27 protein-coding genes and 1 tRNA gene are annotated in these 26278 nt (G+C 65.5%); 16 read left to right on the top strand and 12 right to left on the bottom strand.

What is annotated here, in order from left to right; genetic code table 11:
• Nucleotides 1–5: 5 nt before the first annotated feature.
• The 7 genes from ACXZ1E_RS00995 to lnt all read left to right on the top strand — a co-directional run bounded on the left by ACXZ1E_RS00995 (nucleotide 6) and on the right by lnt (nucleotide 8220).
• On the top strand, nucleotides 6–965 hold the full coding sequence (locus tag ACXZ1E_RS00995) for an FKBP-type peptidyl-prolyl cis-trans isomerase (RefSeq protein WP_458041625.1): 960 nt from the start codon (nucleotides 6–8) through the stop codon (nucleotides 963–965).
• A gap of 46 nt (nucleotides 966–1011) precedes the next feature.
• Nucleotides 1012–1995, top strand: a complete 984-nt coding sequence (locus ACXZ1E_RS00990; RefSeq protein ID WP_458041624.1) for a helix-turn-helix transcriptional regulator — start codon at nucleotides 1012–1014, stop codon at nucleotides 1993–1995.
• Nucleotides 1992–2939 carry a helix-turn-helix transcriptional regulator gene (locus ACXZ1E_RS00985; protein ID WP_458041623.1) on the top strand — a complete coding sequence of 316 codons (948 nt, stop codon included), beginning with the start codon at nucleotides 1992–1994 and terminating at the stop codon, nucleotides 2937–2939. Before ACXZ1E_RS00990 ends, ACXZ1E_RS00985 begins: the two co-directional genes overlap by 4 nt.
• 84 nt (nucleotides 2940–3023) lie before the next feature.
• Nucleotides 3024–3284 carry a Sec-independent protein translocase subunit TatA gene (gene tatA / locus ACXZ1E_RS00980; RefSeq protein WP_458041622.1) on the top strand — a complete coding sequence of 87 codons (261 nt, stop codon included), beginning with the start codon at nucleotides 3024–3026 and terminating at the stop codon, nucleotides 3282–3284.
• A 6-nt stretch (nucleotides 3285–3290) separates the two neighbouring features.
• Nucleotides 3291–4112 (top strand): twin-arginine translocase subunit TatC, encoded by an 822-nt coding sequence (gene tatC, locus ACXZ1E_RS00975; RefSeq protein ID WP_458352013.1) that lies wholly within the window; start codon nucleotides 3291–3293, stop codon nucleotides 4110–4112.
• Entirely contained in the window at nucleotides 4109–6610 is a 2502-nt protein-coding gene (locus ACXZ1E_RS00970; RefSeq protein WP_458352012.1) for a DEAD/DEAH box helicase, read from the top strand. The genes tatC and ACXZ1E_RS00970 overlap by 4 nt, the downstream gene beginning before the upstream one ends.
• 62 nt (nucleotides 6611–6672) lie before the next feature.
• Complete coding sequence (gene lnt / locus ACXZ1E_RS00965; RefSeq protein WP_458041621.1) at nucleotides 6673–8220, top strand: apolipoprotein N-acyltransferase; 1548 nt, start codon at nucleotides 6673–6675, stop codon at nucleotides 8218–8220.
• Nucleotides 8221–8291: 71 nt separating this feature from the next.
• Here the strand turns inward: lnt and ACXZ1E_RS00960 are convergent, their stop codons facing one another.
• The 4 genes from ACXZ1E_RS00960 to ACXZ1E_RS00945 all read right to left on the bottom strand — a co-directional run bounded on the left by ACXZ1E_RS00960 (nucleotide 8292) and on the right by ACXZ1E_RS00945 (nucleotide 11049).
• A complete protein-coding gene (locus ACXZ1E_RS00960) occupies nucleotides 8292–8675 on the bottom strand; it encodes an RNA polymerase-binding protein RbpA (RefSeq protein WP_396641324.1) in 384 nt (127 codons plus the stop codon).
• Between the two features lie 147 nt (nucleotides 8676–8822).
• Complete coding sequence (locus tag ACXZ1E_RS00955) at nucleotides 8823–9599, bottom strand: glycerophosphodiester phosphodiesterase family protein (protein WP_458041620.1); 777 nt, start codon at nucleotides 9597–9599, stop codon at nucleotides 8823–8825.
• 11 nt (nucleotides 9600–9610) lie between these two features.
• Nucleotides 9611–10561 carry an SPFH domain-containing protein gene (locus ACXZ1E_RS00950; protein WP_458041619.1) on the bottom strand — a complete coding sequence of 317 codons (951 nt, stop codon included), beginning with the start codon at nucleotides 10559–10561 and terminating at the stop codon, nucleotides 9611–9613.
• On the bottom strand, nucleotides 10558–11049 hold the full coding sequence (locus ACXZ1E_RS00945) for an NfeD family protein (RefSeq protein WP_458041618.1): 492 nt from the start codon (nucleotides 11047–11049) through the stop codon (nucleotides 10558–10560). Before ACXZ1E_RS00945 ends, ACXZ1E_RS00950 begins: the two co-directional genes overlap by 4 nt.
• A 132-nt stretch (nucleotides 11050–11181) precedes the next feature.
• Between ACXZ1E_RS00945 and ACXZ1E_RS00940 the strand changes: the two genes are divergently transcribed.
• Nucleotides 11182–11940 (top strand): SDR family oxidoreductase, encoded by a 759-nt coding sequence (locus ACXZ1E_RS00940; RefSeq protein ID WP_458041617.1) that lies wholly within the window; start codon nucleotides 11182–11184, stop codon nucleotides 11938–11940.
• A 70-nt stretch (nucleotides 11941–12010) separates the two neighbouring features.
• On the opposite strand, the gene ACXZ1E_RS00935 is transcribed toward ACXZ1E_RS00940, so the two are convergent.
• Nucleotides 12011–12562, bottom strand: coding sequence for an HdeD family acid-resistance protein (locus ACXZ1E_RS00935; protein ID WP_458041616.1), 552 nt, complete (start codon nucleotides 12560–12562; stop codon nucleotides 12011–12013).
• A gap of 93 nt (nucleotides 12563–12655) precedes the next feature.
• Nucleotides 12656–13579, bottom strand: a complete 924-nt coding sequence (locus tag ACXZ1E_RS00930; protein WP_458041615.1) for an AEC family transporter — start codon at nucleotides 13577–13579, stop codon at nucleotides 12656–12658.
• Between the two features lie 177 nt (nucleotides 13580–13756).
• On the opposite strand from ACXZ1E_RS00930, the gene ACXZ1E_RS00925 reads away from it, so the two are divergent.
• Genes ACXZ1E_RS00925 through ACXZ1E_RS00915 form a run of 3 tightly spaced genes read left to right on the top strand, consistent with a single transcriptional unit; the run spans nucleotide 13757 to nucleotide 15347 of the window.
• Nucleotides 13757–14350: a molybdopterin-dependent oxidoreductase gene (locus ACXZ1E_RS00925; RefSeq protein WP_458041614.1), complete on the top strand. Its 594-nt coding sequence runs from the start codon at nucleotides 13757–13759 to the stop codon at nucleotides 14348–14350.
• Nucleotides 14344–15069 carry an FAD-binding oxidoreductase gene (locus ACXZ1E_RS00920; RefSeq protein ID WP_458041613.1) on the top strand — a complete coding sequence of 242 codons (726 nt, stop codon included), beginning with the start codon at nucleotides 14344–14346 and terminating at the stop codon, nucleotides 15067–15069. The genes ACXZ1E_RS00925 and ACXZ1E_RS00920 overlap by 7 nt, the downstream gene beginning before the upstream one ends.
• Nucleotides 15066–15347 carry a DUF6510 family protein gene (locus ACXZ1E_RS00915; RefSeq protein WP_458041612.1) on the top strand — a complete coding sequence of 94 codons (282 nt, stop codon included), beginning with the start codon at nucleotides 15066–15068 and terminating at the stop codon, nucleotides 15345–15347. Before ACXZ1E_RS00920 ends, ACXZ1E_RS00915 begins: the two co-directional genes overlap by 4 nt.
• Nucleotides 15348–16088: 741 nt before the next feature.
• Here ACXZ1E_RS00915 and ACXZ1E_RS00910 read toward each other — a convergent pair.
• A complete protein-coding gene (locus tag ACXZ1E_RS00910) occupies nucleotides 16089–16439 on the bottom strand; it encodes a hypothetical protein (RefSeq protein WP_458041611.1) in 351 nt (116 codons plus the stop codon).
• Nucleotides 16440–16559: 120 nt separating this feature from the next.
• On the opposite strand from ACXZ1E_RS00910, the gene ACXZ1E_RS00905 reads away from it, so the two are divergent.
• Genes ACXZ1E_RS00905 through ACXZ1E_RS00895 form a run of 3 tightly spaced genes read left to right on the top strand, consistent with a single transcriptional unit; the run spans nucleotide 16560 to nucleotide 18462 of the window.
• A complete protein-coding gene (locus tag ACXZ1E_RS00905; RefSeq protein WP_458041610.1) occupies nucleotides 16560–17129 on the top strand; it encodes a dihydrofolate reductase family protein in 570 nt (189 codons plus the stop codon).
• A 26-nt stretch (nucleotides 17130–17155) separates the two neighbouring features.
• Complete coding sequence (locus ACXZ1E_RS00900) at nucleotides 17156–17683, top strand: hypothetical protein (protein WP_458041609.1); 528 nt, start codon at nucleotides 17156–17158, stop codon at nucleotides 17681–17683.
• Nucleotides 17677–18462: a hypothetical protein gene (locus ACXZ1E_RS00895; RefSeq protein ID WP_458041608.1), complete on the top strand. Its 786-nt coding sequence runs from the start codon at nucleotides 17677–17679 to the stop codon at nucleotides 18460–18462. Before ACXZ1E_RS00900 ends, ACXZ1E_RS00895 begins: the two co-directional genes overlap by 7 nt.
• Nucleotides 18463–18514: 52 nt before the next feature.
• Here ACXZ1E_RS00895 and ACXZ1E_RS00890 read toward each other — a convergent pair whose 3' ends face one another.
• The 4 genes from ACXZ1E_RS00890 to polA all read right to left on the bottom strand — a co-directional run bounded on the left by ACXZ1E_RS00890 (nucleotide 18515) and on the right by polA (nucleotide 24960).
• The gene (locus ACXZ1E_RS00890) at nucleotides 18515–19273 is read right to left on the bottom strand and encodes an SGNH/GDSL hydrolase family protein (RefSeq protein ID WP_458041607.1); all 759 of its coding nucleotides are present in this window, start codon (nucleotides 19271–19273) and stop codon (nucleotides 18515–18517) included.
• A gap of 192 nt (nucleotides 19274–19465) precedes the next feature.
• A complete protein-coding gene (locus ACXZ1E_RS00885; protein WP_458041606.1) occupies nucleotides 19466–20515 on the bottom strand; it encodes an LLM class flavin-dependent oxidoreductase in 1050 nt (349 codons plus the stop codon).
• A 101-nt stretch (nucleotides 20516–20616) separates the two neighbouring features.
• On the bottom strand, nucleotides 20617–22293 hold the full coding sequence (locus ACXZ1E_RS00880) for a DUF885 domain-containing protein (RefSeq protein WP_458041605.1): 1677 nt from the start codon (nucleotides 22291–22293) through the stop codon (nucleotides 20617–20619).
• Between the two features lie 9 nt (nucleotides 22294–22302).
• On the bottom strand, nucleotides 22303–24960 hold the full coding sequence (gene polA, locus ACXZ1E_RS00875) for a DNA polymerase I (RefSeq protein ID WP_458041604.1): 2658 nt from the start codon (nucleotides 24958–24960) through the stop codon (nucleotides 22303–22305).
• A 71-nt stretch (nucleotides 24961–25031) separates the two neighbouring features.
• Between polA and ACXZ1E_RS00870 the strand changes: the two genes are divergently transcribed.
• Entirely contained in the window at nucleotides 25032–25457 is a 426-nt protein-coding gene (locus ACXZ1E_RS00870; RefSeq protein ID WP_458041603.1) for a hotdog fold thioesterase, read from the top strand.
• A gap of 62 nt (nucleotides 25458–25519) precedes the next feature.
• Here ACXZ1E_RS00870 and ACXZ1E_RS00865 read toward each other — a convergent pair whose 3' ends face one another.
• Nucleotides 25520–26140: an ANTAR domain-containing response regulator gene (locus ACXZ1E_RS00865; protein WP_458041602.1), complete on the bottom strand. Its 621-nt coding sequence runs from the start codon at nucleotides 26138–26140 to the stop codon at nucleotides 25520–25522.
• Between the two features lie 38 nt (nucleotides 26141–26178).
• Between ACXZ1E_RS00865 and ACXZ1E_RS00860 the strand changes: the two genes are divergently transcribed.
• Nucleotides 26179–26261: transfer RNA gene (locus tag ACXZ1E_RS00860), tRNA-Leu, on the top strand.
• The last annotated feature ends 17 nt before the right edge of the window (nucleotides 26262–26278 follow it).

The raw sequence follows: 26278 nt of genomic DNA, 5'->3' as shown, positions 1-26278 counted from the left end.
TGCCCGTGCGTAAATTCCTCGTAACCGCGGTCGCGGTCGGTCTCGTCGGCGTTGGACTTGTCGGATGCTCGTCGGCCAATTCGGCGGACACGTCGTGCGTCCGGCCTGTCTCTCCGGAGACCGAGCTGCCGGCGACCGTGACGGGTGCCTTCGGATCCGAGCCCGAGTTGGACGCCTACACTCCCGTGATCACGGACGAGACGGTTTGGATGGATCCCATCGAGGGCGACGGGCTTGCCATCACGACGCCTGACCAATTGGTGCTCGCAGACATCGTGCTGTTCGACGGATCGACCGGCGAGCGCCTCGGCGCGACCCTTTTCGATGGCGATCTGGCACAGGCGCGCCCGCTGTCCGAGTGGACGACGACTTTTCCGGGGCTCGAGGATTCCCTTACCTGTGCTCGTGAGGGGAGCCGCGTTCTCACGGTGATGCCGAGCTCTTCGTTGCCGGCCGAGTCTGCGGCAAGCCTGGGATTGGCCGAAGACGGCGCTGCGATTCTGTCGGTCGACCTGCAGAAGGTCTACCTCGCGAAGGCAAACGGTACCGATCAGTTCGTGACGGAGAACGGCCTACCGAGCGTCGTTCGCGCGCCCGATGGCCGTCCGGGAATCATCGTCCCCGACAGCGCTCCACCGACGGATCTGAAGGTCGAGGTCCTGAAAAAGGGCACCGGCGCCGAGGTGACCGGGGATGTGCCCGTGCGGCTCGCGTACACCGGTGTGCTCTGGGACGACAAGACAGAATTCGACTCGTCCTGGGGCAAAACACCGGTTTCGTTCTCACTCGACCAGGTCGTCGAGGGGTTCGGGGAGGGTCTTCGCGGGCAGACGGTGGGTTCGCAGGTGCTCATCGTGATTCCGCCCGAGCTCGGCTACGGCGACCAGGCGAACGCTGCGGTGCCGGCGGGCTCGACTCTCGTGTTCGTGGTCGACATCCTCGGGCTCGACGAACTGCCGGAGTGATCCCGCGCCCCGTCTGGGGTTCCGTGCCCGCGCCTAGGATGGGTCCGTGCCGGAGAAGATTGCGCCCGAGGAGCGACTGCTGAGCCTCACCGTCGCGCTCATGGCGCACCGGTACGGCCTGACGAAGGAGCAGATCCTCTCGTCTGTCTCTGGTTATCGCGAGGCGCGCGCGGAGGGTCGCAGCTCCGACGCCCTCGAGAAGATGTTCGAGCGCGACAAGGACGCCCTCCGTGACCTGGGCGTCCCGATCCACACGGTGGGGGACCATGCAGACCCGGACGACCTCCGCGAAGCGCGCTACCTGATCCCCAAGGCCGAGTATCTGCTGCCCGAGGACATCACCTTCACGCCCGCAGAGGTGGCTGTTCTGAACCTTGCCGCCGCAGTGTGGGGTGAGAGCTCGATGTCGGCAGACGCAAGCGCCGCTCTTCGCAAGATCCGTGCGCTCGGGATCGACGTCGATGAGCCCATCATCGGGTTCGCCCCGCGCATCTCGGCGCGCGACCCCGCCTTCGCTCCGCTCCGGCAGGCCAATGACCAGGCTCGCGTCGTGCGGTTCACCTACGTCAAGCCGGGCGACGATGTCCCGCGTGTGCGAACGGTCGAACCCCATGCGCTGATCGAGTTCGAGGGTCGCTGGCACGTGCACGGACTCGACCGCGATCTCGGTCAGACGCGCACCTTCCTGCTGTCGCGAATCGTCGGGGACGTCGTGGTGACGAAGGAAGGATTCGATCCCGAGGCCCGCGCCGGTGCGGGGGAGCGCGCTCGTCTGGGCCTCGAGAGTGTGTCGGCGCAGAACGTCGCCGCGTTGCGCGTGCAGGACGCGACCGAGGCCGCGGTGCGTTTGCGTCGGCGAGGCACGCGAGACGGAGACATCCTGCACGTCGGGTTCGTTGACATTCACGTGCTCGCCGACGAGCTCGCCTCGTATGGCCCCGAGGTGCGGGTCGAGTCCCCGCCGGAGCTCCGCCGCGAGGTCATTGCGCGGTTGCAGCGGACTCTCGAGGCGCACGGGGTGAGCGCATGAGTGCCGGAAAGCCGCTTCTCGCGATCGACCGCGTCGCGATCGTGATGAACCTCGTGCCGTATCTGGTGGAACGCGGGCCCGTCTCGGTCACCGAGGCTGCACGCGAGCTCGATGTCGCGCCCGACGTCTTGCGACGCTTGGCCGAGGGATTGGTCGTGATCGGTCTGCCCGACGGCATGCACAACGACCTGTTCGACATCGACTGGGACCTGCTCGACGAACATGACGAACTGCAGCTGCTCAACACCGTCGCCTTCGAACGGGCGCCGCGGCTCACAGCTCGCGAAGCGGCGGCGCTCCTGGCGGGACTGCAGCTCGCGGGTGCCGCCCCCGGCGTCGCGGCTCAGGGGGTCGTGCCCGGTCTCATCGCGAAGCTCTCGCGCGGTGCGAGCACAGCGCCCGCAGAGTTGACCGTGACCGCGAATCCCGGCGACGAGGTGCGGTCGGCCGTCATGGACGCGCTCGACCGAGGCTTCGCGGTGTCGTTCACCCATCAGAAGCCGGATGATTCGCCCACGACGCGCACGGTCGACCCGGTCAAGATCCTGGTCAAGGACGACCAGTGGTACCTGCGGGGCTGGTGCCACATGCGCCGCGATATGAGGACGTTCCACCTCGAGCGCGTCAGCGACGTCGTGGTCACCGACATCCCCGCGGGTGCTCACGATGATCCTGAAGAAACAATGTTCGGCACGGCGGACGGCCCTCTCGAGGCGACCATCCGTTTCACCTCGCATGTCGCTCCTCTTCTCGGGCAGTTCCTGGATCACGCCGTGGTGAAGTCCGAGGGCGCCCGGTCGAACGCGGTGCTGCGCGTCGCCGACCCGACCCAGCTCAAGCGACTGGCTACGCGTCGCGGGGGAGAGGTCGAGATCGTCGCTCCCGACGAAGCACGCGTCGCCGCCGTCGAGTGGGCGCGGGCGGGGCTTGCTCAGTACCGGTAGGTCGCCGCGCCTTCAAGGCTCCCCTCGCATACCCGGGGTAGACTGAAATCTGCGCACGTTCTGGCGATACGACGGAGAGAGCACATGCTAGGAAACCTGACTGGATGGCACCTGCTGATCCTCCTCGCCGTGATCTTGCTCTTGTTCGGCGCCGCGAGGCTTCCGGCGCTCGCCCGCAGCATGGGCCAGTCTGCGCGTGCTTTCCGCGGCGAGATGAAGGCGATGAAGGAAGAGGACGCGGCTTCCGACACCGCGAAGGCAGACCAGACCGCTGCTCCCTATCCGCCGTCGGCTACGGGGCTCACGGCGCCCCCGCCGGCTGGAAGCCCCGAAGCCAAGCCGTAGTCGAGCGTGGTCACGACCGACGCGGGCGCGACCGTCTCGGAGGACGAACCGCGCCGCGACAAGCGGATGTCTCTCGCGGCGCACCTCGTGGAGTTGCGCAAGCGGTTGATGATCGCTGCGCTTGCGCTCGTGGTTGGCATGGTCGTTGCCTTCTTCATCACTGGACCGATCATCGATCTGCTGACGGTTCCCATCCGACAGATCGCGGAAGAAGAGGGGCGGACCTATGTCCAGCTCAACTTCGACACCGTCACCGGCGGGTTCGACCTGCGTTTGCGGATCTCGTTCGCGATCGGATTGTTGATCTCGGCCCCTGTCTGGCTCTGGCAGATTTGGGCGTTCATCATGCCCGGGCTCACTCGCAAAGAGGCCCGGTATACCTGGTCGTTCCTCGGAGCGGCCATCCCTCTCTTTTTCGCAGGCTGCACGCTCGGTTTTTTCCTCCTGCCCCACGTCATCGAGCTCATGGCGAGCTTCGTCCCGACGGGCATGGCTCAGTTCTACAAGTACGACATCTATTACGATTTCGTCTTCAAGTTCCTGCTGGTGATAGGCGTCGCGTTCGTCCTGCCGGTCTTCCTCGTGGCGCTCAACCTCGCCGGCATTATGAGCGGCATCGCGATCCTAAAGGGCTGGCGGGTGGCGGTCATCATCTCGACGACCTTCGCCGCGCTGGCCACCCCAGCAGCGGATATCGCCTCCATGCTCCTCTTAGCCGGAGTGATGATCATCCTGTACCTCGCCGCGGCTGGGCTCTCGCTCCTCTTCGACCGACGTCGTCGCCGTCGTGAGCCCCCACTCCTGCCGACGCCCGGACTCGACGGGTGAGTCCCTCGGCAGAGGTGCCGTCGCCCGCCGAGCGGTTCGCGGCCGCCCGCGAGGCGCAGCGACACCCCGCTACCTCAGCCTTTGCCGAAGCGCAGCCGTTCGATCTCGATCCGTTTCAGATCGCCGGATGCCAGGCGCTCGAAGAAGGTCGCAGCGTGCTGGTCGCGGCCCCGACCGGAGCGGGCAAAACGATCGTGGGCGAGTTCGCCATCCATCTGGCGATGCTGTCCGACCGCGGCAAGGCGTTCTACACGACGCCGATGAAGGCGCTCTCGAACCAGAAATTCCGTGAACTCCAGCAGGTCTACGGCGCAGATCAGGTCGGGCTACTCACGGGCGACACCAACATCAACGGCAATGCTCGGGTCGTCGTCATGACGACCGAGGTGCTGCGGAACATGCTGTACGCCGACTCGCCAGCTCTGCGTGATCTCTCGTTTGTTGTGATGGATGAGGTGCACTACCTCGCCGACCGCTTCCGCGGTGCCGTGTGGGAGGAAGTCATCATCCACCTGCACCGCTCGGTCCGACTCGTCTCCCTGTCGGCGACGGTATCCAACGCCGAGGAGTTCGGTGACTGGCTCGACACGGTCCGCGGCGACACGGAGGTCATCGTGTCGGAGACTCGTCCCGTGCCGCTCGAGCAGCACGTGCTCGTCCGTAGCGACCTGCTGCCGCTCTTCGACGATCGGGCCGGGATCGCGACGGCGCAGGTCAACCAAGAGCTGATGCGCGTCCGGTCGGTCAAGGGACCCAACTTCGAGAACAGTCGACGCGCGCAGAGCATGAACAGCGGGCGGCAGTCGGGCCGCTACGAGCCGTCCCGAGGCCGTCCTCAGCGGGGCGGACAGCGTCCGGTGCGGCCGAGCAATGTGCAGCGGATCGAGCGGATGGATCGCCCGGAGGTGGTCGAACTGTTGCGCCGCAACAATCTGCTGCCGGCGATCTTCTTCATCTTCAGCCGGGCCGGGTGCGAGCAGGCCGTCGCGCAGGTTCGACGCGCGAACCTGCGCCTCACAACGCCCGAAGAGCGCGCCGAGATCCGCGCGATCGTGGAAGATCGCACGCGCTCACTCCCCGACGAAGACCTGGCCGTGCTGGGCTTCTGGGAGTGGCGCGACAATCTCGAGCGGGGAGTGGCGGCGCACCACGCCGGAATCCTGCCCGCCTTCAAAGAGGTCGTGGAAGAGCTTTTTCGGCGCAAGCTCGTGCGGGCGGTGTTCGCGACCGAGACCCTCGCTCTCGGCATCAACATGCCGGCGCGTACCGTGGTGCTCGAAAAACTCGAGAAGTTCAACGGCGAAGCCCGCGTCGCGATCACGTCGGGGGAGTACACGCAGCTCACCGGACGTGCGGGTCGCCGGGGCATCGACGTCGAGGGTCACGCGGTCATCCAGTGGACCGAGGGGCTCGACCCGCAGGCGGTCGCCGCCCTTGCCTCGCGCCGCACGTATCCGCTGCACTCGAGCTTTCGCCCGACGTACAACATGGCCGTGAACCTGATCGATCGGTACGGTCGGGCGCGCGCACGCGAGCTGCTCGAATCGTCGTTCGCTCAGTTCCAGGCCGACCGGGCCGTGGTCGGACTCGCCCGCCAGGTGCGCGAGCAAGAAGAATCGCTCGCCGGCTACGAGAAATCGATGACGTGCGATCGTGGCGACTTCACGGAGTATTCGCGGATCCGACGCGAGCTGAGCGATCTCGAGAAACAGAACCGGGGGGAGTTTCTCCGTTCGAAGGGTGCGCGCGAGCGGCGGCAGTCGCAGATTCGCGATCTCCGAACGCGGATGCAGCGGCATGCGTCTCACACCTGCCCCGATCGCGAGGCACACGCCCGCTGGGCCGAGCGGTATTGGAAGCTCAAGCGTCAGACGGATAAGGCCCGGCGTGAGATCGACACCCGCACGGGCACGGTCGCGCGCCAGTTCGACCGCGTTACCGATGTGCTCGCCGCGCTCGACTACCTGCGTGTGGGGGAGGACGGTGGAACCACGCTGACCGCCGCGGGGCGCACGATGCGCCGGATCTACGGCGAGCGGGACCTGCTTGTCGCCGAGTCGCTGCGGCGTGGGCTGTGGGATCGGTTGGATGCGCCTTCGTTGGCCGCACTAGCGAGCTGCCTGGTCTACGAGCCGCGCCGTGATTCCGCAGGTCCCGGCGAGCATGGACTTCCCGGCGGCGAGTTCCGGGTCGCTTTGAGCGCAACGGAAGAACTCTGGTCCGACCTCGATGACCTCGAGCGGGAGCATCGCCTGCCCGGATCGGAGCCTCTCGCCACCGGCCTTGCGCGTGCGATACGCGGCTGGGCCCGGGGGATGCCCCTGGACCGTGTCCTCGAAGACGCCGATATGGCGGCCGGGGACTTCGTGCGCTGGTGCAAACAACTGATCGATCTGCTCGATCAACTCTCGATCGTCGCGGACGGAGAGTTGGGGCGCACGGCACGGACCGCGCTCGATGCGGTGCGGCGTGGGATCGTCGCGTACTCAGGTGCGTGAGCACGTGCGGCGGCGGCTGCGCTCCGGGCCGGTACACAGCTCGGCGACCGTAGGGTAGTCGGATGCCCATGTCATCCGCTGCGTTACACGACGCGACACGGCCCGTGCTGCCGTTGTGGATCGCTGTCCTTGCTTCGATCGCTGCCGGGTTCTCGCTCGATCTGGCCTATCCCGATGTTGCCTGGTGGCCCGCAGCCTTCGTCGCCGTGGTGCTTGCTCTCGTGTCCATCATCGGACGGGGCGCGTGGGGCGCCGTTCTGGTGGGGTTCGCCTTCGCGGCTCCCTTCTTCCTCTCGAATCAGGTCTTCACGGCGCGGTACCTCGGCCCCGTCCCCTGGCTCGCCCTGTCGTTGTTCGAGGCGGCCATCACCGCCGCGTTGACCGTCTTGATCGCGCTGGCCTATCGTTGGCTGCCCCGGGTCCTGCCTGGCCTCTGGGCGCGCCTCACAGCGTTGCCGGCCCTCGTCGCCGGCTTGTGGTGCCTGCGCGAACTGGTCGTCGGCACCTGGCCCTATGGCGGGTATCCCTGGGGCCGGGTGGGCATCACCCAGACAAACGGACCCTTTGCCGAGGCCGCGTCCTGGGTCGGCATCACGGGATTGTCTTTCCTCGTGGTGGTGTTCTGTGCCGCGCTGATCGAGTACGTGCGCGCCGGAAGGTTCCGAGACCTGCGCACCGCGGCACCCGCGGCTGTGGTCATCCTGTTGATCGCCGTCGCGCCACAGTTTCCGACTACAGACGCAGGGACCATGCGTGTTGGATCCGTCCAGGGCAACGGTCCCTCGGGCTATTTCGATCGCGCACCGGCGAACGCCGTACTCGCCGCGCAACTCGCCGCCACCCGGCCGCTCTACGGCCAAGAGATGGACGTGCTGTTGTGGCCCGAGGGTGGCGTGGATTCTGATCCGTTGAACAACTCGAGCACTGCGAGAACGCTCGACAACGTCTCCGAGGGTGTCGATGCCCCACTCATCGTGAACGCCGCCACCGAACGCGACGGACTGTTCTTCAACACGTCGATGCTGTGGAACGCGGGGGAGGGCGCGGTTGTCACGTACGACAAGAGGCACCCCGTACCCTTCGGCGAGTATGTGCCGGACCGCTGGTTCTACCGCCTCTTCGCGCCCGACCTGATCGACCTGATCCAGCGTGAGTACACACCGGGCACCGATGCGCCGCTGTTCGATGTCGGCGGAGTCGGTGTGGGCCTCGCAATCTGCTTCGACGTCATCTACGACGACGTCATCTGGAACGGAGCACGCGAGGGTGCTCAGGTGTATATGTTCCAGACGAACAACGCGGACTTCCGCGGGACGGACGAGAACGTACAACAGCTTGCGTTCGCCCGTATGCGTGCGATCGAAACAGGTCGGGCCGTTGTGAACCTATCTACCGTGGGCACGAGCCAGGTAATCGCTCCCGACGGCAGTGTGATCGACGGCCTTCCCGTGGACGAAGCCGGGTACATGCTCACCGAGGTTCCTCTGCGAACGGGGCTGACGCCGGCGGTGGTACTGGGCGACGCGGTGCCGATCGGGATCGCGACCGGCAGCCTGCTCTCGCTCGCCGTCCTGGGGCTGGCACTGAGAACGCGCAGACGCACGGTGTGACGGCTGAGGGCTAGACACGAATAAGGGACCGGATGCCGAAGCATCCGGTCCCTTATTCGGTGTCGTGTGGGCTACGCCCCGAGCAGCAGACTGTCGGGGTTCTGGCCGGCGCCGCGGCGTGCCCGCAGGTACGCGAGACGCTCTTCGAGGAGTTCCTCGAGCTCGGCGCGCGTGCGGCGCTCGAGCAGCATGTCCCAGTGCGTACGCGGGATCTTGTCGGCGCTGTGATCGATCGTCACAGCCTCGTTGTCGACGACCAGTGCAGCCTCGGCGCCGCACGTGCGGCACTCCCAGGCTTCCGGTGCCTCGGCGTCGGCCGCGAACACCAGCTTGGTCTGTCGTTCGCACACGGTACACGCGTACGTGTACTCCGTGCGCTCCATGAATACGACGCCCTCTTCGCTCTGTAGGCTCTGGGCGCCGAGACGCATGCCCCGTAGGCTGCGATCTGCCATCGTGTGGTCTCCTCGGCGTGTGTATGACGGAGTCGTATAACTCCTTCCTCCGGTATAACGCCATGACCTGGGTGCATCATCCGAACGGGCCGTCGAGGCGCGTCATTCTCAGTCAACGCACAGCGTGAAGGTCGGGAGTTTTCCGGATCAACCCCAGGCGTCGAGGGCGACATCGGCCCTGTCTGTGACGATCCCATCCACTCCCAGTTTCACGAGGCGGCGCATATCGGCTGGATCGTTCACGGTCCAGACGTGCACCTCTACGCCAGCCGCATGCGCCGCACGGACGAGACGCGGGGTGAGGACGCGGAAACGTCCATGGCGCTCGGGGATCTGGATCGCGTCCACTCCGACGAAGAGTCGGGCCGCAGCGCGCTCTGAGCCGAGTGCCACCGCGCCGAGAATGCGTGCGATCGTCGCAGCGCCGGCGGATGTCGCGGGACCCACTTCTCCGGCGCCAGAGCGGGCTGCGGCAAGCGCGGCAAGGCGCCGTCGATCCGAGAAACTCGTGAGCAGCACCCGCCCGCCGTGATCGGCGACCTCGCGTCCGACCGAAGCAGCCGCCGCCGCGGCCTTCACATCGAGGTTGAAGCGCAGAGTCGGAAACGCGTCGAGGGCCTGGCTCAGAGTCGCGAGCCCACCGCGCGTTGCCATCAGATCCGAGAGTTCACTCACCTCGACACTCGCGATCGGGCGGGGGTCGCCAGTGACACGTTTGAGGTCGTTGTCATGGAACAGAACGACGACGCCGTCGCGGGTGACGTGGCAATCCGATTCGACGTAGAGGGCGCCGGTCGCGTGCGCCTGCGAGAGCGCCGCGAATGAGTTCTCGACGATCCCGCCGCGCGCCATACGCGACGTGACGAACCCTCTATGAGCGAGCACGCGGGGCCGTCGTGCACCGGCGAACCAGGGATGGCTCACGGGGAAGGGCTTCAGGCGAGCGGAGGAACAGGACCGCCCGCGGCTGGGGGAGTGGGCCGCTCGGGTGTCGCCGGCTTCACACCGAAAGCGTTCGTGATACCGCTAAGTGCTGCGGTGAACTCGCTCGGAATGATCCAGAGCTTGTTCGACTCGCCCTCGCTAATCTTGGGCAGCGTCTGCAGGTATTGGTAGGCCAGGAGCTTCTCGTCCGCGTCGCCGACGTGAATGGCGTGGAAGACGGTCTGGATCGCCTGGGCCTCTCCCTCGGCGCGGAGCACGGCCGCGGCCTTGTCGCCCTCGGCACGGAGGATCTCAGCCTGGCGGGCGCCCTCGGCCGTCAAGATCGCCGACTGCTTCGTTCCCTCGGCAGTCAGGATGAGAGCACGTCGGTCACGCTCGGCTCGCATCTGCTTCTCCATCGAATCCTGGATGGAGGCGGGCGGGTCGATCGCCTTCAGCTCGACGCGACCGACGCGGATGCCCCACTTGCCGGTCGCCTCGTCCAGCACGATGCGCAGTTTCTGGTTGATCTCGTCGCGGCTCGTCAGCGCTTCTTCGAGGTTCAGGCCTCCGACGACATTACGAAGTGTTGTGGTCGTCAGCTGCTCGACGGCCCCGAGATAGTTGTTGATCTCGTATGTCGCGGCGCGCGGGTCCGTCACTTGGAAATAGATGACCGTGTCGATGGAGACAACGAGGTTGTCCTCGGTGATGACGGGCTGCGGGGGAAACGACACGACCTGCTCGCGCAGATCGATCAGCGGCCGAACGCGGTCGATGAACGGCACCAGCACGTTCAGTCCCGGCATCAGCGTGCGGCGGTAGCGTCCGAGCCGCTCGACGACCCCCGCAGAGGCCTGCGGAATGATGCGAATCGATCGAGCGATGACGACGACGACGAAGATGAAAACGACGAGCGCCAGTGCCCAGCCGATCGCTGTGGGGATGATGTCCTCGATCATGCGGGGAACTCCTCCTGGATTTCTTGCGGTGGTTCAACCGGTTGGACGACTGCGGTGGCCCCGTCGATCAGGGTGACGGTGACCGCGACGCCGGGAGTGATCTCGATGGCCGTCGCTGTGCGCGCCGTCCACGTTTCACCGTTCGCGAGGCGCACCTGTCCGCCCATCGGTCCGACCGTAGCGACGACGACGCCGAGCATGCCGCGGAGTGCATCGACATTGCTGAGGGCAGGATCCTCGCCGCGGCGGAGGCGTCGTAGGAGGGGTGGCCGGAGCACGAGAAGCAGAAGAGCCGCGACAGCCGCGGCGATGATGACCTGCAGCCAGAGTGGAGCACCCGCGAGGTCCGATGCCAGGCCCGCAAGCCCGCCGAGTCCGAGCATCAGGAAGGTCATTTCGAGCGTCAACGTCTCGATCGTGAAGAAGACGAGGATCAGAACGATCCATCCGATCCACGCGAACTGCTCGACGTTCTGGATGAGTTCCATGAGAGGCCTCCTCCTCACCGAACCTAGCACGCGGGTGGCGCGGAAAGGCCGGAGGATTTGCCGCAACGACAGGCCAGCGGCGCCCGCTTGGTAGGGTCGAGAACGTCTCACCCCGCCACCCCAGGAGTACGCATGTCACAGCCCCTCGCACCCGGTTCGCTCGTAGGAAAGCGGGTGCTCGTGACGGGCTCGTCCCGTGGAATCGGTGCCGATACGGTTCGGCATCTCGCCGAAGCGGGCGCGGACGTCGTCATCAACTTCCGCAACAAGGGGCCTCGCGCCGAGAAGCTGGCCGCTCAGGTCCGCGAGCTCGGTGTTCGCGCGCTCGTCATCGGTGCGGACCTCACCGACGCCGATTCGGTCGGCACGATGTACGCCGAGGTCGAGCGGGAGTTCGGTGGACTCGACATCCTGGTCCTGAACGCCTCGGGTGGCATGGAGAGCGGAAGGGGAGAGGACTATGCGCTCCTGCTGAACCGTGATGCCCAGGTCGGGGCGCTGCAGCGTGCCCTGCCGTTGCTCGACGCGGGTTCACGCGTCGTGTTCGTGACGAGCCACCAGGCCCACTTCATCCGAACGACTCCGACGATGCCCGAGTACGAACCCGTCGCTTTGTCGAAGCGCGCAGGCGAGGACGCCCTGCGTGAGCTGATCCCCGATCTGACGGAACGCGGGATCGAGTTCGTCGTCGTCTCGGGCGACATGATCGAGGGAACGATCACGGCAACCCTCCTCGAGCGGGCGAACCCCGGCGCCATTGCTTCACGGCGCGAGTCGGCCGGCAAGCTCTACAACGTCGGCGAGTTCGCCGCAGAGATCGCGCGAGCGGCGGTGGAACCGATTCCCGAGGACAACACACGCCTGGTGGGCGACACCACCGACTTCGGCTGAGCTGTCGTACGAAAAAGCGCGCATTCCCGGAGCCGGGGATGCGCGCTTTTCGCGTGTAGCGACCGGTCGACTAGAGCGGCTTGAAGCTGAAAGCGCGGACGATCTGGATGATGCCGAGCACGACCAGTGAGATACCGAGCATGAGCCACAAGATAGCGATGTAAAGCGGCGAGAACAGCAGCACGATACCCGCGACGATGCTCAAAAGTGCGAAGAAGATCGTCCATCCCTTCGAGGCAGAGCCGCCGAGTGTCGTAAGCGCGACGACGCCTTCGACAATCCACATGATGCCAACGAGAATCCCGAGGAACAACGCGAGCCAGCCCGTTGCGGCCGCGAGGTCGGTGAAGACGATGATTCCCGCGATTACATACAGGAGACCGAGAACGATGTGGCCAACACGCGCCCACCCGCCCATCGACTTGGCGAAAATACCTAGACCGGCATATACGAGACCAGCCACAACGGCGTATACCGCGATGATTGCTGTTACGAAAATGGCCGTGCCGCCGGGGCGAATCAGAATGAGGATACCCACGATGAGCGCGATGGCGCCGCTCAGTCCGAGGGCGGTGCGGATGCCGTTGACGGCAGCCTTTTCGACGGGAATGTTGGTGGACATGGGAGTGTCCTTTCTGAGAAATACCTGTGAGACACCAGGTTAGCGCCGTCGCGGCTTCATGCACAGATGGCCGCAGAGGCGTGTCGAGCGGGTCTAGGACAGCACGAGCGCGACGATCAACAGCACGGGGATGCATCCGACCGTGGTCAGAAAGATCGTGTCGCGGGCGATGCGTTCGCCTACGTCGTAACGCTGCGCGAAATTGAAGACATTCTGCGCGGTCGGGAGAGCGGCCAAAACAACAACGGCCAGAACCTGGTCGCGGGGGAGCGCGAAGACGAACTGCGCCAGCGACCACGCGACGAGCGGCATCGCGACGAGTTTGAGCCCGCTCGCCAACAGGATGTCGCGGCGTCGCCCTTTCGCCGCCAGCACGCGGGCCCCGGGAAGGGAGAGGCCGTACGAGATCAACAGGATGGGAACGCATGCGCCGGCGATCAGTGCGATCGGCTCCCACACGACGGGTGGCAACTGGATACCGGTGAGCGCGACGACGACGCCGAGCGCTGCGCCGATCAGCATCGGGTTGCGGGCTGTCTGCTTGATGATGCGACCGACGGACGGCGCCGACGTGCTGGTCGATGCGTCGAGAAGTACGAGAGCGATCGGCATGAAGACGAGCAACTGGGCGAGGATCACCGGTGCCGAGTATGCGGCGTTACCCATCAGGTAGAGGGCGATCGGGATTCCGATGTTGTTGGCGTTGACGTATCCCGAACCGAGCGCGCCGACGACGGTGTCGCCCAGCCCGCGTCGCCACAGGAGTCTGGCAAGAACCGCGTAGACCGCGAACATCGAGATTGCTGTCAGCGCCGAGACGGGCAGAAGCGCCGAGAATAGCGTCGGAATGTCCGCCTCGGCCAACACGACGAAGAGCAAGAATGGCGAGAGGACGAAGAAGGTCAGTCGCGAGAGGACAAAGTGTGCGTGCTCGCCGAGCAGTCCCTGCCGCCCGAGAACATAGCCGAGCGCGATTGCGAGTCCGACGACGGCGAACCCGGTGAGGATCCCGCTCACCGCGTGCAGCTTCCGCCGTGAATGCGCGGCGTGTGGGGGAGTGGCACGACTCGAGCGTAACGATGTGCGACGATCTGCTGTGTTACAGACGAGGCGTGATCGGATACGCTGTGGCTCGGACTTTGCCCCCAAAGGGGCACGATTTCGGAGCCCGATCGGGCGTGACGGGAGACTGACGTGGCGATCTTCTCGCGAGGATTCGGTGAGCGACGACGTGAGAGCGATCCGCGGCTCCCGCCGGGCCAGTACCTCACCGCCGACTTCCCCGTGCTGTCCGCGGGCCCGACGCCGCAGATCGACACGGGGGACTGGGCCTTCTCGATCGCTACCGAAAAGGGCGTCGTCACCGACTGGACGTGGGACGAGATCCACGCGCTTCCTATCGAGGATGTGCACACCGACATCCATTGCGTCACCCGCTGGTCGAAGCTGGAAACGACGTGGCGGGGCGTTTCGCTCGACACGCTCTTCGCCGGGCTCGATACGGCCGATGAGTACGTGATGGTGCACTCGTACGGCGGCTACACGACCAATCTCGCGCTCGAAGATCTGCTCGGCGGCAAGTCGTGGATCGCGTTCGAGTTCGACGGCGAACCGCTCGATCCCGAGCACGGCGGTCCCGCGCGGCTGCTCGTGCCGCACCTCTACTTCTGGAAGAGCGCTAAGTGGGTTCGAGGCATCACGCTGCAGGCTCACGACGACCCGGGATTCTGGGAGCAGAACGGATACCACACCCACGGTGACCCCTGGACTGAGGAACGGTATTGGTAGCGCCTCGTACCTGGGCTGTCGCGCAGGTCGCGGACGTCACGAAAGTAACCCCCAATGCACGGGTTCTGGGAATCGATGTGCCCGGATGGCCTGGCAATCTTCCCGGACAGCACGTCGACGTTCGCCTGACCGCGGAGGACGGCTACCAAGCGGTGCGGTCATATTCGCTCGGCTCGTCGGGCACGGGGGAGCGGATCGAGCTTGCGGTGGACGAGCACCCTGAGGGAGAGGTCTCGCCCTATCTCGTGCGCGACGCGCAACCGGGAGATCATCTCGAGATCCTCGGACCGCTGGGCGGCTATTTCGTCTGGCGGGACGAGGATGCGTCGGCCGTTCAACTGATCGCCGGGGGATCGGGAATCGTTCCGCTCCGTGCGATCGCGCGAGCTCGTGCCGCCGCGGGTACGGGTCAGCCGTTCCGACTGTTGTATTCGGTCAAGTCTCCCGAAGACGCGATATATCGCGATGACCTGATGATGCTGGGGGAGCAGGGGATCGAACTCACCTGGGCTTTCACGCAGCATGCTCCCGAGGGTTGGCCGGGCGTCGTCGGGCGGCTGAATGCTGAGACGATCGCCGCGGCTGTCTTTCCCGCGACGGATGCTCCCACGGTGTACGTATGCGGACCGACGGCGTTCGTCGAGGTTGTCTCGCGTCGACTCGTCGAGCTCGGCCACGATCCGGCACGCATCAAGACCGAAAGATTCGGGGGCGGATGATGGATCCACACAGGCGCGCGGCTCACGCGGACCACGTCGATGGCAACGTGCTGGCCGGCGCTCTGGGACGTCTGTTCGGTGGTGAGCCGACCGAGATGGTCGCCGTGTGCGCCTCGTGCGGTTCTGCTGCTCGAATTGCCGAGGCTTGGGTCGAAATCGACGACACCGCGGCGATTGTCCGCTGCCGATCGTGCACGAAGACCCTCGCCACCGTCATGTTCGCGGAGGATCCGCCACGTATGACCTTCTCTGCGCTCGCTGAGCTTCGCACGACCTGAGGTTCGCAGAGCGGCTGACTGGGCTCGTACTTCTCCGTGGTTGATCTCCGATAATGCACATTATGTCAGTTCACATTGGCGACCTGGGAATGTCACGCGCCACCCTGTACCGACGGCTCGCACAGCTCGAGGCCCACGAGTAGACAGATGGCCAGTTCACGGGCGTCAATCAGGCTGACACGCGCATCCGTAGATTCCGCAGAATCGTCTGTCAAAGCCCAGGTCAGCGCGTTGCGCTGGTGACATCTACTTTGGCACCGTGCAGTTTGTTTTCGCCCCTACTCAGCATGTCAGTATCCGCGTTGGTAATCCGGAAATGTGAGTGCGAAGACGAACAACATTCCGAGAACCACCACGGTCACGATCAGCGGTAGAGCAGACACCATGCGCTGGATCCAGGAGCGTGCGGAGCGCATTCGCCAACGCGACGCACGACACGCGCACGCAGCGCGAAGGACACGATCGTACCCAGCACGGCCGCGAGAAAGATCGGGACGACGAGCGAGATCCCCGGTAAGAGGTATCCGATTCCATCCGAACAAGCCCACGATCCGGTGCCTGCCTCTCCCCCGACGAGCAAATCACAGCCCTAGTGCAGGACGCTTTGCAGCAGGTGCATGAGTAGCGTCGCCGACAGGGTGGCAATCGTCGCACCCAGGCCGAGCGCTGTGATGGCCCGCATCGAGGGCAACTCGTATGGGTGCGTCATACTTGAACGCTACGCGCAGGGGAAGCTGCCGCTTAGAACTCTTCGAGATCCGTCCACTCCTGCTTCGAATCGACCGGCACAACCGCCGCCGTCGGGGTGTGCCAGCCGAACTGACGCAGACGAGTCGCCTCCGCAGTCATCCTGTCGACCAGCTCCTGATCGACCGGGTCTGGTTCGTCCGTGCGCACCTCGTGCGCGACCAGCTGGCTGGCGGGGCCGATGAGTAACTCGACTCGACCGTGTTCTCCATCTTCTTCCAACGTCGGCACCTCGACAGTGGCCGATGCAGCCACCTGCGACAAAGCCTGCGCGTAGTCCAACAGTGCGCGCGCGATCTCCGACCCGGTCACGATCGAATCTCCCGCGTAGTGGATTTTGTGCATCTTCTAGGTGTATCAATCGCCCGCAGGTGACCCCACCCCCTTTCATCGGGCGCCCATATCCGCTAAGCCGTACTGTGCAGTGTCGAAGTCGGTGTCGGTGCTGCCTCGTACATTTGCAAGATGACTCGGGTCGTCTACTACACAGCTGCCACGTTCGATGGGTTCATTGCGGACCGGTCCGACTCCCTCGACTGGCTGTTCGCCGTGCCGGATGCTGCCGAAGCGGAGGCCGGCATCGACTCGTTCATGGATCGAATCGGCGTACTCGTCGAAGGCTCAACGACCTATCAATGGGTGGTCGACCACGATCAACTGCTGGAGCATCCCGAGAAGTGGGTTCAGTTCTACGCGAACCGTCCGACGTTCGTCTTCACCAGCCGGACGCTGGCTGCCGTTCCGGGAGCAGACATTCGCTTCCGGTCGGGTGACGTCGTCGACGCCTGGGCCGAGATTGTCGCGGCAGCCGACGAGAAGGATGTCTGGGTCGTCGGGGGCGGTGACCTCGCCGGGCAGTTCGCCGATGCGGAGCTCCTCGACGAGATCGTGCTGAGCGTCGCCCCGGTCGCGTTGGGATCGGGGCGGGCGCTTCTCCCCCGGCGGCTGGAATCGAACTGTCTGACGCTCGAGGGAGTGCGCCGGGTCGGGCAGTTCGCCGAGTTGACCTACTCTGTGGATAACTCCCAGCGCTGATCTGCAGCGCGCGCTAGCGTGTGGGCGTGCAGCGGCCCGTCAGGATCCTCGTCGTCGCGGCTCTCGCCGCCCTGCTGGCGGGGTGCGCGGCCGATCCGGTCGCCAAGCCCACGCCCACCCCGACGTTCGGTTCGGAGGCCGAGGCATTCGCGGCCGCGGAAGCTACCTATCGAGCTTATGTCGATGCGCTGAACCAGGTGGACCTCGCGGACCCCGAGACTTTCGAGGCTGTGTATGCCTGGACGACAGGTGAGCTGAATGCGGGCGAGCGACAGCTCTTTACTCGGATGCATGCTGATGGGGAGTCTGTGACCGGCGCATCTTCAGTTCAGTTATTCTCGCCGACGAGTTTTGACAAGACTGACTTGTCCGTGACGGCTGACGTGTGTCTTGATGTCTCAGGTGTCGACGTCATCGATCAAAGGGGCGTCTCGGTTGTGGCACCGGACCGTGTGGATATTCAGTCGATGCGCGTCAAATTTCGTCCCAGTGCTGATGATCACCTGCTCGTAATGGAAAGCGTCAGCGGCCGAGACGACGGTCCGGCATGCTGACAGCACCGCTCGTGCTCCTGCTCTCAATAGGGCTCTCGTCTCCGGGCGCAGCACCGGCCGAAGCTTCGCAGTGCTTGGGTGGAAGCTGGAGCGGCACTTGCAGCGCCACCACGGACGGAAGCCAGGTCGACGTCGGTGCCGGGACCACCACTCCGGGCAACTCCGGCTCGTCGAACGGCCAGGGCGGGTCCGGCGGCGGCAACGGCGGCGGCGGGTCCGGCACCGCTCCCCCGGCATCTGAGGAGGAATGTGACTCGGCTCTCTGCCGGCCGCTCTACAGCGTCGTGACGCTCCCCGATGTGACCGCCGAAGATCTGCGCTCATTCATTCCTGCTCTGCCGACCGTGACGGGCGAGCCATTGGGTCTCGGTGTGGTGGGGATGCCGACGAATCTGCTGGCAGCATCATCCGTTCAACTCCAGAGCGGGCCGCTCTTGGGTTACGACGTCACCGTCCGGTTCACGCCAACGGGATTCCGCTTCGATCACGGCGACGGCACGAGCCGCACGACAACGACGGGTGGATCGAGCTGGGCCCGCCTCGGAGTTCCCGACTACACCGCCACCCCGACCAGTCACGTTTACGGCACCCCGGGGTCGTATCGCGCCGGAGTACGCGTCGTGTACACCGCGGCCGTCAATTTCGGCACGGGGACGTGGCGGCCGGTCACTGGCGCTGTCATGTCCGCTGCGGCGTTCTACGATGTGCGAGTCGTCGAGGTGCGCACCGGTCTCGTCCAGCGAACCTGCGCCGAAGACCCCTCGGGTCCGGGGTGCTGACGCCGCGGGAGAAGCATCCGAAACGCGCACCCGAACGCGCGCCGACGCGGGCTTAGGAGAGCGGGGGGATCGTTACCCACACGGGGTACTTCGCGACGCGACCATCGCCCGACGAGGTGCGGGTGATGCGTCGGCGCATCCACGGACCGACATGCGTGCGGTAGTAGGCCAACCCCTTCGGTCCACCCGCTGCGAGTGACGGCAGCTCCCACCACTCCGGTGGCGGGGTGAACCCGAGCGCATCCAGCACTCGGGCGGCGACGCGGTGATGGCCGCGCGCATTCATGTGCAGACGGTCCTCAGACCAGAACGGCGGCGTCGCCAACTCGGCATCGGGCCAGTTGAGCGCGCGGACGACGTCGGTCCGCCCCGCGGCCCGACCGAGCACGGCACGAGACAGGGCATCGCCGCGGCGTCGGATCATGCGGCCGAGCGGGAGCTGCTGCGACGGGTCGGCGCCCGAGAGCAAGAGCAGGGTGACGCCTTCTTCGTCGCAGCGGCGCAGCACCTCGGCGAATGCATCCGCGAGGCTGTCGATGTCCGCTCGGGGCCTCAGCATGTCGTTACCGCCGCCGTTGAACGACAGGTGCGTCGGCTTCAACGCCAGCGCGGGCTCAAGCTGCTCGCGGACGATCGGCCAGATCAACTTGCCGCGAATAGCGAAGTTCGCGTACTCGATGGGCTGAGCGGTCGCATTTGCCCAGCCCTGTGCGACAAGGTCCGCCCAACCACGGCTGGTGCCATCGGGGAGCTCGTCGCCGACGCCCTCGGTAAATGAGTCGCCGATAGCGACGTAACGGACGGATGGCACCCGACAAGCCTAAGCGTCGCCGAGCCGGACCGGCATGCGTTCGGTTGGGCGGTCGGTGCCCTGCCGGGCGCGCATTCGGTTGCTCGGCGAACATCTCGAAGGAGTCACCCGTCGCCAGGCCACGAAAACAGGCTCACGACGCGTGATTCCTGAAGTCTCTCCTTCAAGATGTCCGCCGACACTTTCATAACGTCAGCTGGCGACCGTGCCCGGATCCTCGGCCAGCAGCTCATGCACGCGCGGGATGACCCGCGTGCCGTACAACTCGATGCTCTTCATGAGCTTGTCGTGCGACAGCGAGCCCGAGGCGTACTTCAGGTCGAAGCGCGAGATGCCGAGTGTTCGCACGGTCTGCGCGATCTTCTGAGCCACGGTCTCGGGCGATCCCGCGTACGTCGCACCCTCGGGCCCGACGTCGTGCTGGAAGCGCATCCGGTTGTAGGGGGGCCACCCGCGCTCGCGACCGATCGTGTTGTTCAGCTCTTCGAAGCCCGGATAGGCCTCTTCCCAAGCCTGCTGATCGGTCTCGGCGATGTGGCCGGGCGAGTGGACGCCGACGGGCAGCATCTCTGTCCCGAGCGCGGTGAGCGAGCGGTGGTACAGGTCGACGAACGGACGGAACCGATCGGCCGGTCCTCCGATGATCGCCAGCATCAGGCCCAACCCGTGCCGCGCGGCCCGCACGACCGACTCCGGGCTACCGCCCACCCCGATCCATGCCTTCAGCCCGTTCTCGGTCTTGGGAAAGACGTCGGCGTTGTCGAGCGGTGCACGTGTCGTGCCCTGCCAGGTGACCGGCTTCTCTTTCAGCAGCTCGGTGACCAGCCCGAGCTTCTCTTCGAACAACACCTCGTAGTCGCTGAGCTCGTAGCCGAACAGCGGGAACGACTCGATGAACGAACCACGCCCCAGGATGATCTCGGCGCGGCCCCGCGAAATCGCGTCCAGCGTAGCGAACCGCTCATACAGCCGCACGGGATCGTCGCTGGAGAGCACGGTCACTGCCGTGCCGAGCCGAATGTTCTCGGTGCGGGCCGCAATCGCCGAGAGGACGATCTCGGGACTCGTGATCGCGAAGTCGCGTCGGTGATGCTCCCCCAGGCCGATGAACGAAACGCCGACCTGGTCGGCCAGCACCGCCTCGTCGACGACGTCACGGATGGTTTGAGCATCGCTGACCAGAGAGCCGTCGGAGCCGCGGGTGATGTCGCCGAAGGTATCGAGACCGAGTTCGAGAGTCATAGGCACGCCTTTCTATTCACGTGTATGTAACAGGATGCCTCACTCGACCATTCCCGTTCGACCCAACGCACTCTGTCTCCGGTTCGGACCCGGGCATCGGGTCAGCCGCGCAGCAGGGCCGTGCGGAGGGTGTCCAGGCCGACGCCTCCCATGTCGAGCGCGCGCTTGTGGAACTCCTTGATCGAGAAGTCCGCGCCCCGGGACTCGGCGTAAGCGTCGCGCACCTGCTCCCAGATGCGCTGACCGAGCTTGTACGAGGGTGCCTGTCCCGGCCATCCGAGGTAGCGGTTGACCTCGAAACGCACAAATTCGTCCGGCATGTTGACGTTCCGGCCCATGAAGGCGAGTGCGTACTCGGCATCCCAGATGCCTTCGCCATCCGGACGCTGCTTGCCGAGGTGCACGCCGATATCGAGGACGACCCGGGCCGCGCGCATCCGCTGTCCGTCGAGCATGCCCAGCCGATCGGCGGGGTCGTCGAGATACCCGAGGTCCTGCATCAAGCGTTCCGCGTAGAGGGCCCACCCCTCGGCGTGCCCAGATGTGCCGGCGAGCAGGCGCCGCCACGAGTTCAACTGAGCCCGGTTGTAGACGGCCTGCCCGATCTGCAGGTGATGTCCGGGGATCCCCTCGTGATAGACGGTCGTGAGTTCGCGCCAGGTGTCGAACTCGGTGACGCCTTCCGGCACCGACCACCACATGCGGCCGGGGCGGGAAAAATCGTCCGTCGGGCCCGTGTAGTAGATGCCACCCTCTTGCGTGGGAGCGATCATGCACTCGAGCGTGCGGATCTGTTCGGGAATGTCGAAGTGGGTCGCGCCCAGCTCGGCAACAGCCCGATCGCTCGTTGCCTGCATCCATTCCTGCAGTGCCTGAGTTCCATGGAGTTTTCGTGACGGGTCCTTCTCGAGCAGGGCGACGGCCTCTTCCACGCTCGCTCCGGGGCTGATCTCGTTCGCGATGGATTCTTGCTCGGCGACCATGCGCGCGAGCTCTTCCGTGCCCCACTCGTAGGTCTCGTCGAGGTCGATGGAGGCACCCAGAAAACGACGCGAGTGCAGGGCGTAGACCTCGCGCCCCACAGCGTCTGCCTCACCCGCGGCGGGCGCGAGTTCTGCGCGCATGAACTCCGCGAGCTGGTCGTAGGCGACCCGAGCGGCTCCCGACTGGTTGGCGAGCTCGCGGGCCAGAGATGCCGGCAGCTGTCCATCTGCGGGGGCGGCTTCGCTGGCGAACTCGGCGAAGAAGCCGTTGTCGGCGGTGTAGCGGCTGATCTGCGTGAGCACCTCGACGACCTGTCGCCGTGCGGGCACGATGCGCTGGCGAATACCTTCACGAAGCGACTCGGTGTAGCCCTCCACGGCGCCCTTGACGGCGCCCAGCCTGCGAGCTATGACTTCCCAATCCTCGGGGGAAGACGTGGGCATCAGGTCGAAGACTTCGCGGATCTCTTGCGCCGGGGAAGCGATCACGTTGAGGTCGCGCAGGTTCCAGCGGATGTCGTGCAGCTCGAGCGCCAGGCGAAGCTCACTCAAGAGGTCCGTGCGGGTGATGTCGTCGATCGGGTCCGTCGGTGTTGCGGAATCCAGCGCCGAGAGCGTGCGGCGCGCCTCGTCGGCGAACCGCGCATGCCCCGCGGGCGAGAAGTCGTCGAAGCGGTCGGCGTGCTCCATCCGACCGATGTAGGTACCGAGCGTGGGCGAGAGGTCAGCGAGGGTGTCGACCCAGGTTTCGGCGATCGCGTCGATCTGCGTGGGCGTGCGAGTTGCTTCGGTCATCCTTCGAGCCTAGTGAGCGGCCTCGTTCCAGTCGGAACCGCGACCGATCTGCACATCCAGGGGCACCGAAAGCTTCGCGGCACCACCCATGCGGGTGCGGACGATCTGCTCGGTGGCGTCCCACTCGCCCGGCGCCACTTCGAGCACGAGTTCGTCGTGGATCTGCATCAAGACACGCGATCCCAGTCCCTGCTCGCGCAGCGCGGCGTGGATGTCGAGCACCGCAATCTTCATGATGTCGGCGGCGCTGCCCTGGATGGGGGCGTTCAACGCCGCGCGCTCCGCGTTCTCGCGCAGGACGCGGTTGGGACTCGCCAGGTCGGGGAACGGACGGCGGCGCCCGAAGATCGTCGTGGTGTATCCGTCGATCTTCGCCTGTTCGACCGAGGCGCGCAGGTAGTCTCGCACCGCCCCGAATCGCGCGAAGTACTCCATCATGAGCTGCTTCGCCTCGGATTGTTCGATGCGGAGCTGCTTCGACAGCCCGAACGCCGACAGCCCGTAGACGAGGCCATAGGACATCGCCTTGACCTTGGTACGCATCGCCGAGCTGACCTCGGCCGGCTCGACGCCGAAGACACGCGCGCCGACGAATCTGTGCAGGTCTTCGCCCGAGTTGAATGCCTCGATCAGACCCGGGTCCTCGGACAGGTGCGCCATGATGCGCATCTCGATCTGCGAGTAGTCAGCCGTGAGGAGGGCCTCGTAGCCCGGACCGACCTCGAAGGCGCTGCGGATGCGACGCGACTCCTCGGTGCGGACCGGGATATTTTGCAGGTTCGGGTCCGTGCTCGAGAGGCGACCCGTCTGGCTGCCTGTCTGCAGATAGGTCGTGTGGATGCGCCCGTCGTCCGCGATCGCCGTGTCGAGCGACTCGATGATCTGCCGCAGCTTGGTCGCTTCGCGGTGCTGCAGAAGAAGATTCAGGAACGGGTGGGGTGCCGTCTCTTGCAGGTCGGCAAGCACCGCGGCATCCGTGGAGTATCCCGTCTTCGTCTTGCGCGTCTTCGGCAGGGCGAGCTCTTCGAAGAGCACCTCTTGGAGCTGTTTGGGCGACCCGAGGTTGACCTCACGACCGATGGTTGCGTACGCCTCCTGAGCGATCCCCTCGGCACGAGCGCCGAGTTCCGCCGAGAACTCCGACAGCTTGGTGTGTGAGACCGCGACACCCGCGAGTTCGAGATCGGCCAGCGCCGTGAGGGTCGGCAGTTCGATGTCATCCAGAACCGCGCGAACCGGCTCGGGCATGTCGTCGACGAGAGCGTCCGCGACGCGCAGTGTGTACCAGGCGAGCTGCGCCGGGGTCGCACCCTCTGTCTCGGGAACGAGCTGGGTCGGATCGGACTCCGGGAGCTTCTCGTCGAGGTACCGGTCGACGAGGTCGGCGAGCGTCTTGTCGGGGAAGCTCGGGCGCAGCAGCCAACCCGCGAGCAGCGTGTCGAACGCGAGCCCGCCGAGGGAGTGCCCCGCACGGCGAAGCGCCTTGACCTGCGGCTTGGCGTCGTTGGTCACCTTGGGTGCGGACCCGGCGAACCACTCTCCCAAGGCATCCCAGCCGGGAGCATCCGCCGTCCATGTCAACTCGAGGGCCTCGTCGCTCGTTGCGAGTCCCACCCGGTGCGGCATCCCCGACTGCAGTGTGACGGTGACGCCGACGGATACCTCGGGCGCAAGTGCGTTGGCCCAGTCCGCTGCCTCAGCGGCCGTGACTTCGCGTACCGTCGGGGCGGCGATGCCCGGCTCACGTGCGGCGGCGGCCGCGGTCTCTTCGGCATCCATGCCGACCGCCTCGAAAACGCGTGGAAGCAGCGTGCGGAACTCGAGGCGGGCGAAGATGTCGCGAACGGCCTGTGCATCCATCGGCTGCATCGCGAGATCTGCCGGGCCGAGCGGAAGCTCGAGATCGCGGACAAGGCGGTTGAGCGTGCGGTTGCGGCGGACGGCGTCGATGTGCTCGCGCAGGTTGTTGCCGACCACGCCCCCGACCTTGTCGGCGTTGCTCAAGAGTTCGTCGAGCGAACCGAACTGGTTCAGCCACTTCACCGCGGTCTTCTCGCCGACCTTCGGCACGCCGGGCAGGTTGTCGCTCGTCTCTCCGACGAGGGCGGCAATGTCCGGATACTGCTCCGGACGGACACCGTAGCGCTCGACCACCGCTGCGGTGTCGTAGCGCTTGAGTTGAGAAACGCCCTGAACCGACGGGTACAGGAGCGTGACGTCATCCGTCACCAGCTGGATCGAATCCCGGTCGCCGGAGACGACCAACACGTCGAACCCCTGCGCAGCACCCTGGGTGGAAAGGGTTGCGAGAACGTCGTCTGCCTCGTAATCCTCTTTTGTCACGATCCGGATGCCCATGGCTTCGAGGGCGTCGCGCAGCAACGGGATCTGGCCCGAGAACTCCGGAGGCGTCTCTGACCGATTGGCCTTGTACTCCGCGTACTCGCGGGTACGGAACGAGGAACGCGACAGATCGAAAGCGACGGCGATGTGCGTCGGTTTGTGGTCTTTGATCAGGTTCACGAACATCGACAGGAAGCCGTAGATGGCGTTCGTGTGCTGATGATCTTTGGTGGTGAAATTGTCGACCGGGAGCGCGTAGAACGCGCGGAAAGCCAGCGAATGGCCGTCGACGATCATGAGAGTAGGCTTTTCGGAGTCCGGCACCCCCACAGCCTAGCCACCGGTTCGGACAGTCCCCACGGGCGCGACGTGCCCTCGCTCTTGAAGGAGGGCTCATGCCCGATGCTCCTGCCGTGGACCCGCTCGAATGGGTCAACCGACGTGGATTCGGCGCCCTCGGCGACAAGATGGGGTTCGCCTGGGTCGAGTTCTCGCGGGAACGCGCCATCGCCACGATGCCCGTCGAGGGCAACACTCAGCCCGTCGGCCTCCTGCACGGCGGAGCGTATGTCGTACTCGGCGAATCCCTCGGCTCGATGCACGCCAACCTACTGGCCGGACCCGGTCGCTTGGCCGTCGGAGTCGACATCAACGCGACCCACACCCGGTCGGCCACGCAGGGCCTCGTCACAGGAACCTGCACGCCCATCCACGTCGGGCGCAGCATCACCGTCCACGAGATCGTCGTGACGGATGATCAGGGTCGCCGTGTGTCGACGATCCGCATCACGAACCTCATCAAGGACATGCACGCGTCCTGAGGCTCAGGTGGTCCCTTCGACAGGCTCAGGGACCGTTTCGCGTCGCTCGTCCGTGCGGCGGACTAAGCCTTCTTCGACGCCAGCTGCTCGATGATCGCCTTCGCGACGTCCTGCATCGTCAGACGGCGATCCATCGACGCCTTCTGAATCCAGCGGAACGCCTCGGGCTCCGACAGCCCCATCTTCTCGTTGAGCAGGCCCTTGGCGCGGTCGACGAGCTTGCGGGTCTCGAAGCGCTCGACCATGTCGGCAACCTCGGCCTCGAGCGTGATGATCTGCTGGTACCGGCTGAGCGCGATCTCGATCGCCGGGAGGAGATCGTTCGGCGTGAACGGCTTGACGACGTACGCCAGGGCGCCGGCCTCGCTCGCACGCTCCACGAGCTCTTTCTGGCTGAACGCCGTCAGCAGCACGACGGGCGCCACGTGGTTCTTGTTCAGCTTCTCGGCCGCGCTGATGCCATCCATGATGGGCATCTTGACATCCATGATCACCAGATCCGGACGCAGTTCGGTGGCGAGCTGAACGGCGGTCTCGCCGTCCCCCGCCTCCCCGACGACGTCGTATCCGTTATCACGGAGGATCTCGACGATGTCGAGTCGGATGAGCGACTCGTCCTCCGCGACGACGACGCGCCTCGGGGTCGAGGGCGTGGGCGTTGCGTTCTGGTCTAGCTCGGTCACGTTTGAATCCTACGGTATGGTCATTCTCGGACGTGCGGGCCGGTGTGGCGGAATGGCAGACGCGACCGACTCAAAATCGGTTGCCCGTGAGGGCGTGTGGGTTCGAGTCCCACCACCGGTACTTTTATCGGCCGCCCC

Source organism: Pacificispira sp. HM-600 (assembly GCF_977993705.1).
The sequence above is the reverse complement of the archived record's forward strand: the minus strand, read 5'-3'. Positions and strand labels throughout refer to the sequence as shown.

Bases quoted from the DNA above. Each gene is read 5' to 3' on its own strand.
- ACXZ1E_RS00985 (WP_458041623.1), top strand. From the start codon at position 1,992: ATGAGTGCCGGAAAGCCGCTTCTCGCGATCGACCGCGTCGCGATCGTG.
- tatA (WP_458041622.1), top strand. From the start codon at position 3,024: ATGCTAGGAAACCTGACTGGATGGCACCTGCTGATCCTCCTCGCCGTG.
- lnt (WP_458041621.1), top strand. From the start codon at position 6,673: ATGCCCATGTCATCCGCTGCGTTACACGACGCGACACGGCCCGTGCTG.
- ACXZ1E_RS00960 (WP_396641324.1), bottom strand. From the start codon at position 8,675: ATGGCAGATCGCAGCCTACGGGGCATGCGTCTCGGCGCCCAGAGCCTA.
- ACXZ1E_RS00950 (WP_458041619.1), bottom strand. From the start codon at position 10,561: ATGATCGAGGACATCATCCCCACAGCGATCGGCTGGGCACTGGCGCTC.
- ACXZ1E_RS00945 (WP_458041618.1), bottom strand. From the start codon at position 11,049: ATGGAACTCATCCAGAACGTCGAGCAGTTCGCGTGGATCGGATGGATC.
- ACXZ1E_RS00940 (WP_458041617.1), top strand. From the start codon at position 11,182: ATGTCACAGCCCCTCGCACCCGGTTCGCTCGTAGGAAAGCGGGTGCTC.
- ACXZ1E_RS00935 (WP_458041616.1), bottom strand. From the start codon at position 12,562: ATGTCCACCAACATTCCCGTCGAAAAGGCTGCCGTCAACGGCATCCGC.
- ACXZ1E_RS00915 (WP_458041612.1), top strand. From the start codon at position 15,066: ATGATGGATCCACACAGGCGCGCGGCTCACGCGGACCACGTCGATGGC.
- ACXZ1E_RS00910 (WP_458041611.1), bottom strand. From the start codon at position 16,439: ATGCACAAAATCCACTACGCGGGAGATTCGATCGTGACCGGGTCGGAG.
- ACXZ1E_RS00905 (WP_458041610.1), top strand. From the start codon at position 16,560: ATGACTCGGGTCGTCTACTACACAGCTGCCACGTTCGATGGGTTCATT.
- ACXZ1E_RS00895 (WP_458041608.1), top strand. From the start codon at position 17,677: ATGCTGACAGCACCGCTCGTGCTCCTGCTCTCAATAGGGCTCTCGTCT.
- ACXZ1E_RS00885 (WP_458041606.1), bottom strand. From the start codon at position 20,515: ATGACTCTCGAACTCGGTCTCGATACCTTCGGCGACATCACCCGCGGC.
- ACXZ1E_RS00880 (WP_458041605.1), bottom strand. From the start codon at position 22,293: ATGACCGAAGCAACTCGCACGCCCACGCAGATCGACGCGATCGCCGAA.
- ACXZ1E_RS00870 (WP_458041603.1), top strand. From the start codon at position 25,032: ATGCCCGATGCTCCTGCCGTGGACCCGCTCGAATGGGTCAACCGACGT.